At 68.6% G+C, this 9,542-nt stretch carries 11 protein-coding genes; 3 read left to right on the top strand and 8 right to left on the bottom strand.

The window, feature by feature from the left end:
- Nucleotides 1-216 precede the first annotated feature (216 nt).
- From fnr to F787_RS0110170, 3 genes are all read left to right on the top strand, one after another.
- Nucleotides 217-945 carry a fumarate/nitrate reduction transcriptional regulator Fnr gene (gene fnr, locus F787_RS0110180; RefSeq protein ID WP_028492098.1) on the top strand — a complete coding sequence of 243 codons (729 nt, stop codon included), beginning with the start codon at nt 217-219 and terminating at the stop codon, nt 943-945.
- Nucleotides 938-1,426 (top strand): DUF2390 domain-containing protein, encoded by a 489-nt coding sequence (locus F787_RS0110175; protein WP_028492097.1) that lies wholly within the window; start codon nt 938-940, stop codon nt 1,424-1,426. Before fnr ends, F787_RS0110175 begins: the two co-directional genes overlap by 8 nt.
- A 104-nt stretch (nt 1,427-1,530) precedes the next feature.
- The gene (locus F787_RS0110170) at nt 1,531-2,100 is read left to right on the top strand and encodes a DUF2058 domain-containing protein (RefSeq protein ID WP_028492096.1); all 570 of its coding nucleotides are present in this window, start codon (nt 1,531-1,533) and stop codon (nt 2,098-2,100) included.
- 12 nt (nt 2,101-2,112) lie between these two features.
- Here the strand turns inward: F787_RS0110170 and F787_RS0110165 are convergent, their stop codons facing one another.
- The 8 genes from F787_RS0110165 to parE form a co-directional block, all read right to left on the bottom strand.
- Entirely contained in the window at nt 2,113-2,322 is a 210-nt protein-coding gene (locus F787_RS0110165) for a hypothetical protein (RefSeq protein ID WP_028492095.1), read from the bottom strand.
- A 92-nt stretch (nt 2,323-2,414) separates the two neighbouring features.
- Entirely contained in the window at nt 2,415-3,308 is an 894-nt protein-coding gene (locus F787_RS0110160) for a carbamate kinase (protein WP_028492094.1), read from the bottom strand.
- 14 nt (nt 3,309-3,322) lie between these two features.
- Nucleotides 3,323-4,783, bottom strand: coding sequence for a Fic family protein (locus tag F787_RS0110155; protein ID WP_231373427.1), 1,461 nt, complete (start codon nt 4,781-4,783; stop codon nt 3,323-3,325).
- 157 nt (nt 4,784-4,940) lie between these two features.
- Nucleotides 4,941-6,569 (bottom strand): hypothetical protein, encoded by a 1,629-nt coding sequence (locus tag F787_RS0110150; protein WP_042805868.1) that lies wholly within the window; start codon nt 6,567-6,569, stop codon nt 4,941-4,943.
- A gap of 10 nt (nt 6,570-6,579) precedes the next feature.
- A complete protein-coding gene (locus tag F787_RS0110145) occupies nt 6,580-6,936 on the bottom strand; it encodes a DsrE family protein (protein WP_018870237.1) in 357 nt (118 codons plus the stop codon).
- A gap of 94 nt (nt 6,937-7,030) precedes the next feature.
- Nucleotides 7,031-7,264, bottom strand: a complete 234-nt coding sequence (locus F787_RS0110140; protein WP_028492091.1) for a hypothetical protein — start codon at nt 7,262-7,264, stop codon at nt 7,031-7,033.
- A 60-nt stretch (nt 7,265-7,324) separates the two neighbouring features.
- Nucleotides 7,325-7,579 (bottom strand): Smr/MutS family protein, encoded by a 255-nt coding sequence (locus F787_RS0110135; RefSeq protein ID WP_028492090.1) that lies wholly within the window; start codon nt 7,577-7,579, stop codon nt 7,325-7,327.
- Between the two features lie 12 nt (nt 7,580-7,591).
- Entirely contained in the window at nt 7,592-9,478 is a 1,887-nt protein-coding gene (gene parE / locus F787_RS0110130; RefSeq protein WP_028492089.1) for a DNA topoisomerase IV subunit B, read from the bottom strand.
- Nucleotides 9,479-9,542: the final 64 nt, after the last annotated feature.

Below are 9,542 nucleotides of genomic sequence, written 5' to 3'. Positions count from 1 at the left end.
GGGGTTGGCACCCCGGGTTCCCCGATCCTGCGTTGCGGCCCTTGCCGGTAGAACCACTACCGGCTGCGCACCGCGCCTTGTCTCGGAAAACCCGGGGTGCCAACGCGAACGTGTACGTTGATCAGTGTTTCCCTGGGGAAACACCGCCACCGCGAGCGCCGGCGTAAAAATCCGCGGCGTCTTTCCACATTGCCGCAAACGGGCTACCCTCCGGACATGACCTTGCGCCCGACTCAAGCCTGCGATCAGTGCACCCTGCGTCAGCTCTGCCTGCCCATGGGTCTGCCGGATACCGAGCTGTGGCAGCTCGACGAGATCGTGCAGCAGCGCCGTCCGATCGAGAAGGGCAGCACGCTGTTCGCCATGGGGTCGCCGTTCGAATACCTGTATGCGGTGCGCACCGGCGCGATGAAAACGGTGCTGATGGGTGACGACGGGACCGAGCAGATCACCGGCTTCGCGCTGGCCGGCGAACTGCTGGGACTGGATGCCATTCACCAGGGGTCCCATCCGGTCACCGCCATCGCGCTGGAGTCCACCAGCGTCTGTGCGGTCCCGTGGTCGCTGGTGGATGATCTGTCCGGCCGCCTGCCCACGTTCCGGCAGCACCTGATGGGGGTGATGAGCCGCGGCCTGGCAAGCGAGGAGAACCTGCACGCCCTGCTCGGCCAGCGCAGCGCGGAGCAGCGTCTGGCAACGTTCCTGCTGTCGCTGTCGCAGCGCCACCAGGCACGCGGGCTGGCGGCCGACCGCTTCATCCTGCCGATGTCGCGCGCGGAGATCGCCAACCACCTGGGCCTGACGCAGGAAACCATCAGCCGGCTGTTCACGCAGATGCGGCGCCAGGGCCTGATCGAGCTGCACACCCGCGACCTCTACATCCCCGACCTGGATGCCCTGCGCACCACGGCCGGCGTCAGCACCTCCGCCGCCAGCAGTGCCTGACACCCGGGCCACCGGGGATTTCTGGTCGTTCGCCGAATCCGCCTGGAGCGATCCGGGGCTGCGCGATCGGTTGATGTCCTGGCAGGACCACCATGGCGCTGACGTGATTCGCGTGCTGTTCGCCGCCTGGCATCCCGGGGCGCTGACCACCGACGATCTCGATCGGCTGCACGCCCGGGCACGCGACTGGAGTACCCGCGCCACCCTCCGGATCCGGGCCCTGCGCCGACGCCTGCACACCCCCGAACGACATGCCCTGTACCGCGCCCTGCTGGAACTGGAATTGCGCGCGGAGCACCTGGGGGCGCTGCACCTGCTGCAGGAATGCCCGCCTCCGGCCGCCGACGCAGCCCCGAACCGGCGCCCGCGCGCGGACACCATCGGAGAGCGCCTCGCCCGCCTCGAACCCGGACTCCCGCCGGACGAACGCTCCGCAGGCGCCGCCGAACTCGCCTCGTCCTCGGTCCCGGGCCTCCCCTGAGCGGCCGCGTCGGCAAAACACCGACCACACCCGGACCGCCCCTGCACGCAGCCCCCGGTTCCGGCTATCCTGACGGGTTCCACTCAGCCAGACGGCAACCGAACATGTCCGACGCAATGCGCGACCAGCTCCTCAAGGCGGGACTGGTCGACGAAAAGCAGGTCAAGAAGGCCCGCAGCGAACAGCACAAGGGCAAGAAAAAGGCCAAAAAGCCGAAGAAGGCGGCGCCACCCGCGGCCGAGCCCACGGCCGCCGAGCAGCGTCAGGCGGAACAGGCCGAACGCTCGCGGCGCAAGAACGAGGAACGCCAGGCGCGCGCCGCGCGCAAGGCCCTGACGGCCCAGCTGCGCGAGCTGGTCAGTTCCAACCTGTATCCGGTGCCCGCCGGCGAGGACGCCGAGGACTATCACTTCCAGCAGGGCGGGCGGATCCGCAGCCTGCCGGTCACGCCGGCCCTGCGGCGCCAGCTGGCCGACGGACGCGCCGCAATCGCCGGCCTGGACCACCGGCCGGAGGCCGGTTTTCGCCTGGTGCCCCGCGAGATCGCGGATCGCATCCGCGAGCGCGACCCGCAGTGGCCGCTGGTCATCCCCGCCGAGGAGGCCGCGGACAGCGAACCGGCCGCCGACGACCCGTATGCGGATTACGTGGTGCCCGACGACCTGATGTGGTGAGACTCCGTCGCGTCAGTCGTCGTCGGTGCGCTTGACGTCGGCGGCCGGCATGCCCCGCTGCTGCGGGCGTCGCACGCCCTCGTTATCCATCGGCTGCGGCTCCATCTGGCGCTCGCCGAGGGCCTGAGGCGGACCGTCCTCCGCCTGTGGTTCGCCATCGCAACCGGCCAGCCAAAGGCCGGCGGCCAGCAGCAGGGCCGGACTTATCTTCCGCATGTTCATGTCTTTCTCATCTCCTCCGAAGGCTTCGCCATCAGCGTGCCGGGGCAAGGGCGCGGCGCCAAGAACTCGGGTCGCAACCGGGGGCACGTCCGTTACGGGGTCACCCGGGTCCCGGCGGTCCCGGCGAGGAGGGCCGCGGCCGACTCCAGCGCCCCGATACCCGCGATGCGGCCGCCCGCGGCCACCCGCCGCGCCGCATCCAGCTTGGGCCCCATGGACCCCGGCGGCCATTCGGCCGGATCAATGTCGCTGGCCTTCAGGCGGTCCAGCCGCCGGGCCCGGTCCGTGCCCCAGTCGGCATAGACCGCATCGACATCGGTGAGCATCAGCAGGGCATCGGCCTCCACCTCGGCGGTCAGCAGGGCCGCAGCAAGATCCTTGTCCACCACCGCCTCCACGCCCGAGAGCCGGCCGTCGGCATCGCGCGCCACCGGCACCCCGCCGCCGCCGGCACACACCACCAGGGTCCCGGCAGCCGCCAGGGTCCGGATCGCCGGCACCCCCAGCAATGCGCGCGGCTCGGGCGAGCCCACCACCCGCCGCCAGGCCCTGCCGTCGCGAGCGATGCGCCAGCCACGCTCCTGCGCCAGGCGCCGCGCGGCCTCCTCGGCGTAGGTCGGTCCGATGAACTTGCTCGGCTCGTCGAAGGCCGGGTCCTGCGGGTCGACCTCGGTCTGCGTCAGCAGGCTGGCCACGCGATCATGCCCCAGCGCGTTGTGCAGCTCCTGCGCGAGGATATAGCCGATCATCCCGTGGCTCTCCGCACCCACCACGTCCAGCGGCCAGGCGATGCGGTCGCATTCCGCCTGGTTCGCCAGCAACCCCACCTGCGGGCCGTTGCCGTGGGTCACGATCACCTCGTGCTCCGCCGCCAGGCCGGCGATGGTCGCGGCCGCGCGCCGCGCGTTGTGCCGCTGATTCGCGGCCGAGGGCGTCTCCCCCCGCTGCAGCAGTGCGTTGCCCCCCAGGGCGACCACGATGCGCATGCCCGTACCTCCCGTCAGCCGTCAATGAGCCTGAATGCCTGCTGCCAGGCCTGCTCGATCCGTTCGAGTTCATGATCCTCGATCTCGCCGAACTGGCCGCGCTTGTTGCGTGACAGCCGCCCCTCGTTCTGGTGGAGAAGACGCAGCAGCAGATCCAGACGCCGATCCGGCAGATCCACGATCTCGCGCACCGCGCGGCGTGCAGCGTCATAACCGCGAAGGAAACGCAGTTCTTCCACCAGATCTTCCCGGACAGTGCGGGCCACCGTTTCCGCGAGGTATTCGGTCTGCGCCGTCAGATCGGGGTAGCGATAGTAACTGGCCACCTCTTCCGGATTCAGCAGCTCCAGCCGCCCTTCGGGGTCCAGATGGTAGTCGACCCGCTCCTCCATCAGCGGCCGCGAGTAACGCTCCAGCACCGCGTCGTATTCAGTAATCCGACGCAGCATGGTGGCCGATACCGGAAGCATGAGATTGCCTTCCACGAATCCGTCGCGATGCAGCAGATCGTGGATCAGGAAACGATGGAGCCGCCCGTTACCGTCTTCGAACGGGTGAATGAAGACAAAGCCGAACCCCACGGCCGCGGCACGAACCAGCGGCGAAAGTCCGCGACTCCGCGTAGCCACCGTCGCCAGGCCTTCCATCATCGAGACCAGCCATCCGGGCGGAGGGCATACGTAGTGCACACGCTGCGTGAAATCCGGCCGCTGCTCGCCCACGTAATTCTGGACAGAGCGAAAACCGCTTTCCGCATAGCGCGGGTCCACCACCAGATTCTGGCGCCGTGTCAGGCCGGCCTCGTCCAGCAGCTCCGCGAGCGGCACCCGCCCTGCTTCACGCAGCAATGCCACGAAGCGCTCGAGACGCCCGGAGACCGGTTCCGGCTCATGTTCGATCCCGTAGGTCGAGCGCGTTTCCTTGAGGTAGAGATAGTCGTTGGCCCGGGCGAACAGTTCCGGTGGAAATGCCCCGATCAATCCGGACAGCTCCTCGGTCAGCGGCTGGGCAAGGGCGTCTTCAAGTCGCTGCGTCCGACGAATGACCGGGCAGAAATCACCATTGCCAAGAAGGTTGTCCCGGACCCGCCAGCGCCGGTCGAATTCCGGCTCCGCTGCGGTCAGGTAATGGTCAGGGTTCAGCGCATCCACATAGTTACCGCCCGCTGTCCGCGAGACCGCGAGGCGCTCCCCGGTCAGGCGTTCGTAGAAGAACCCCATCAGCCGCCGATAACGCCCGGTGGGCTTTTCGCTCACCGCCTCCTCGATCGGTGCGGGACCACAGGCGCGAAACAGGTCCGCGAGAACCGCCAGATTCACGCCCTCGTGCTTCAGGGCGAATTCGAGCTGGTTCGCGAGCGCATCCCCGGGGTCGTACTGCGGCGGATATTCGCGCCGGACCGCGCCGTCCTCCTGCCATGTTTCACGCAGGCGCGTGCCCGGACTCGACGACACGGGCAGAGGGGCGGACGGCAATCCGAATGTCCGAATCAGCCACCGATAACCCAATGAGCTCATACGCCGTATCCATGGTGTTCAATGGCCCAAGACTGCAACAAAATCGATTCAGGCGAAACATTTGTGTTACAAAAATCCAAAATCGCAACAAAACGATTACGCAGCCGTCGATTGATCAGAAAGCGTCGCCGTAATCTTCGTGCAGCCAGTCGCGCAGGTCCTCGAACCCGGGGATGTCCTCGTCCCCGCTGGCCGGCGGCAGCTCGAAGCCGTCGTGAAAGCCGCGGGCCCGAAATGGCTCCAGCAGGTCCGGGTCGCCGGAGATCACGTGCACCGGCACCGCCCACGAGGGGTCCGGGCCGGTGACCAGGGCCGCCGGCTGGTGGTCGCCCGGCATCAGGAACAGGGTGTCCTCGTCCACGTGGTCACGCGCCCAGTGGCCGCTGACCTCCAGCGAGTAGCGCACCGCCTCGGCGTAATAATCGCGGACGCGGTCGAAGTCCCGCCACAGGACCTCGGGGGCGGGCCCGGCCCCGGCCTGTTCGTGGAACACCCGCCCGTCGTCCATCGCATCCGGGTCGTCCAGCACGTCCAGCACCGGGGTCCACGGGGCGTGACTGCTGACCAGCGCGAGCATCGCGAACACCGGCGCCTCCCCGCCCTGCGGGTCCGGCCGCACGTCCTGTTCGAAGCGCCACCAGGTGAATTCGTCGGGCATGGTGACCCAGAAGAACGGAGGGCCGCGGTAGTCCATGCCGTTGCGGTCCAGGATCCGGTCCCAGCCGAACCAGCGCCCCTCCGGCCAGTCGAGGGTGATGGCCGGGGCCAGCATGGCCGTGTGATGGCCGGTGGCCGCGAAGTCCTGCACCAGGGTCGCCCGCTCGCGCTCCTGCAGCCGGCGGTACTGCCCGGCATGCCGCACGGCCACGCCCGACAGCAGGGTGGCATGCGCCAGCCACGACTGCCCGCCGGCGATCGGGGCCTTCATCACCCCGGTCACCACGTGCAGATCCCGCGCGGCGAGATCCTGCTGCAGATCCTCCAGCGTCGGCTCGATCACCTCGGCATAGCGCGGGATCTCCAGCGCCGAGACCCCGTAGGACTCGATCAGACCCACCACCACGTCGACGCCGGCCAGGCCCTCCAGCGGCCGGGGTTCGGCCAGCCGCGAATCCGCCTCCAGCCGGTGCGCCAGCGCGCGATCCTCGCGCCGCGCCTCGCGCATGCCGTCGACCTGCTCCGTTACCAGCGCCACCGCGGGCGCCGCCGTGCGCGGCGGCTCCACGCCCGTCGCGTGGCCCGCGAGCCCGGCGAGGCCCGCGCCCAGCAGCACGAAACCCGCGCCCCGGGGCACGACCGGGCGCGCCAGCAGACGCGCCAGCGACCACACCGCCAGCCCGATCACGACCAGCAGCGCCGCGACGGCCAGGATCACGCCGACAGTGGGCAGGTTGCCGGTCAGCAACCGGAAGACGGCATCCAGCAGGCCGATGTCCACGTAGACATTCAGCGGACGGGCAAGGTTGACCCGGGCCAGCGCATCGAACAGCGCCAGTACGATCAGTGCAAGGAGGAAGGCGGCCACGACCCGCGCCAGTACGCGCGCGGTGGCCAGAGGAAGGACGGCAAACAGTCCGGCCAGGACCACGGCCTCCCAGGCCAGCCACCCCGGCCCCGGGCCCGCGTGGCGCGGGATGTCCAGGGCCAGGACCAGCCCGTTCAGAAGCAGCAGGGTCAGCAGGACGCGGACCCCGCCGGGGACGGCGCGCAGGCGCGGCCCGGACTGTTCGGGCGGGAAGTTCAACCCGCCGGCATCAGAAGCTCATCGAGCGATCAAACTCGGCCACCGCCTGCACGTAGTGGCCCATGCCGGCGTATTCGGCGGTGGCCAGGAAGTTGTCCGGGGTCACGTCACGACCACGGCCGCAGGCCTCGCAGACCCACAGCGGCACGCCGGCGTCGACCAGATCCTCGACGATGTCCTTCATCGCCGGCATGTTGTGGCCGACGATCTTGTCGTAGACGTTGCGGTTGGCGATATTCGCCGCCTCGCCCTGCAGCCATACGGTCACGTCGTGGCCCTGATCCTTGGCCACCTTGGCGGCGATCATGCCCAGCGTGGCGCGGGTGGGGTCATCGGTTCCGGCGGTAACGGCAACGATAAAGCGCATGGTCGATTCTCCTGTGTCGTCGCGTGTCGGCCTTGCGGCCGGTTGGCGGACCCGGCGGGTCCGTTGTTGTTACAGCAATCCGCAGCGTACCCGATCAGGCGCCGGTCCGGCTCTGGCGGGCCAGACGCAGCGCCATCAGCAGCCACGGCAGTCCGTGCAGCAGCAGACCGCCCCAGCCCGCCGCACCGGCGAGTTCACTGGCCAGCAGGTCGCGCACCAGTCCGGCGATCGCCGGCTCCGGCTGCCAGGGCCACAGGCCCACGGTCGCCACGATCAGGGCAAACAGCCACAGCGGCAGGCGGTCGAACAGGCGCAGAACGGTCGGCATGGCGCGCATCCTATCGCATACGAACGGCGGCGCCGCATGCCCCGACACGGCGGCGCGAATTCAGTGCCGAAAATGCACGAACAGCCGACCGTGATTCTTCGAATCCTTCTCCACCCGGTGGTAACGCGCCTTGACCTCCGGCTGCTGCAAAAAACGCAGCACCCGCTTCTTCAGCTGCCCGCTGCCCTTGCCGTGGATGATCTCCACGGTCTTGATGCGTTTCTCGCAGGCCTCGTCGATCACGCCGTTGAGCGCCTGATCGATGCGCCGGCCATCACGGAAGCATTCGTGCAGGTCGATGGAAAGCCGCGACATACGGGCCTCCGTTCACACGTCCACGTCGGCCAGGTGCCCCTTGCCCTCCAGCCAGGCCCGGCGTTCCCCGGCGCGCTTCTTGCCCAGCAGCATGTCCATCAGGCTGCCGGTCTCCTCGGCCGAATCCAGGGTCAGTTGCACCAGACGGCGGGTGTCGGGATTCATGGTGGTCTCGCGCAGCTGCATCGGGTTCATCTCGCCCAGCCCCTTGAAACGGGTCACCGCGACCTTGCCCTTCAGCTTTTCCGCCTCGATACGCTCCAGCACTCCGGCCTTTTCGTCCTCGTCCAGGGCATAGAAGGTCTGCTTGCCGACATCGATTCGGTACAGCGGCGGCATGGCCATGAACACGTGGCCCTGCTCCACCAGCGGGCGGAAATGCTTCAGGAACAGCGCGCACAACAGCGTGGCGATGTGGGCGCCGTCGGAATCGGCGTCCGCGAGGATGCAGATCTTGCCGTAGCGCAGCCCCTCCAGGCTCTGCGTCCCCGGATCCACGCCCAGCGCCACAGCGATGTCGTGGATCTCCTGCGAGGCCAGCACCTGGTCGGGCTCCACTTCCCAGGCGTTCAGGATCTTGCCGCGCAGCGGCATGATCGCCTGAAAATCACGGTCGCGCGCCTGCTTGGCGGAGCCGCCGGCGGAGTCGCCCTCCACCAGGAACAGCTCGGTGCGCGCCAGCTCCTGGCTGGCGCAGTCGGCCAGCTTGCCCGGCAGAGTCGGGCCCTGGGTCACCTTCTTGCGTACCACCTTGCGCCCGGCGCGGCTGCGTTTCTGCGCGTTCTGGATCGCCAGCTCGGCGATGCGCTCGCCCTGCTGCGGGTGCTGGTTGAGCCACAGACTGAAGGCGTCCTTGACCACCCCGGAGATGAACGGCGCGGCCTGGCGCGAGGACAGCCGTTCCTTGGTCTGCCCGGCGAACTGCGGGTCCTGCATCTTGAACGACAGCACGCTGGAGACCCGTTCCCACACGTCCTCCGGCGCCAGCTTGATTCCGCGCGGGATAAGATTGCGGAACTCGCAGAACTCGCGCACCGCATCGGTCAGCCCGGTGCGCAGGCCGTTCACGTGGGTGCCGCCCTGGGTCGTGGGGATCAGGTTCACGTAGCTCTCGGACACCACCTCGCCGCCTTCCGGCAGCCAGGTCACCGCCCAGTCCACCGCCTCGCTGTGGCCGGAGACCGACCCCATGAACGGTTCTTCCGGCAGGCGTTCCAGCCCCTCCAGGGCCTCCACCAGGTAGTCGCGCAGACCGGCCTGATAGCACCACTCGCAGGCCTCGCCGGTGGTCTCGTCGCGAAACGTCACGGTCAGGCCCGGGCACAGCACCGCCTTGGCGCGCAGGATGTGTTTGAGCCGCGGCACCGAGAATTTCGCCGAGTCGAAGTACTGCGCATCCGGCCAGAAATGCAGCGTGGTGCCGGTATTGCGCTTGCCGACCTCGCCGACAGCCTCCAGGTCCTGCAGCTTGTGCCCGCCGGCGAAGGCCATCTGCCAGCGCCGGCCATCGCGCCGGATGTCCACGTCCAGGCGCTCGGACAGCGCGTTGACCACCGATACCCCGACCCCGTGCAGCCCGCCGGAGAACTGATAGCTCTTGTCGGAAAACTTCCCGCCGGCATGCAGCGTGGACAGGATCACCTCGACCCCCGGGCGGTTCTCGCGCGGGTGCAGGTCCACCGGCATGCCGCGCCCGTCATCGGTGACGGAGACCGAGTCGTCCTTGTGCAGGACCACGTCGATACGGCTGGCGTAGCCGCTGACCGCCTCGTCCACCGAGTTGTCGATGACCTCCTGGGCGAGATGATTGGGCCGCGCGGTGTCGGTGTACATCCCCGGGCGCTTGCGCACCGGGTCCAGGCCCTCGAGGACTTCGATGTCGGATGCGGAATAGCTCACTCAGGAACCCCTTTGTTGATCGTGCCCTTTGCCGGCCCCGTCCTGCTGAACAGCACTCCCCGGA

The sequence above is a fragment of the Thioalkalivibrio sp. ALE19 genome (assembly GCF_000428605.1).
Lineage (GTDB): Bacteria > Pseudomonadota > Gammaproteobacteria > Ectothiorhodospirales > Ectothiorhodospiraceae > Thioalkalivibrio.
Note: the sequence above shows the minus strand (reverse complement) of the source record. Positions and strands in the feature narration are given on the sequence as shown.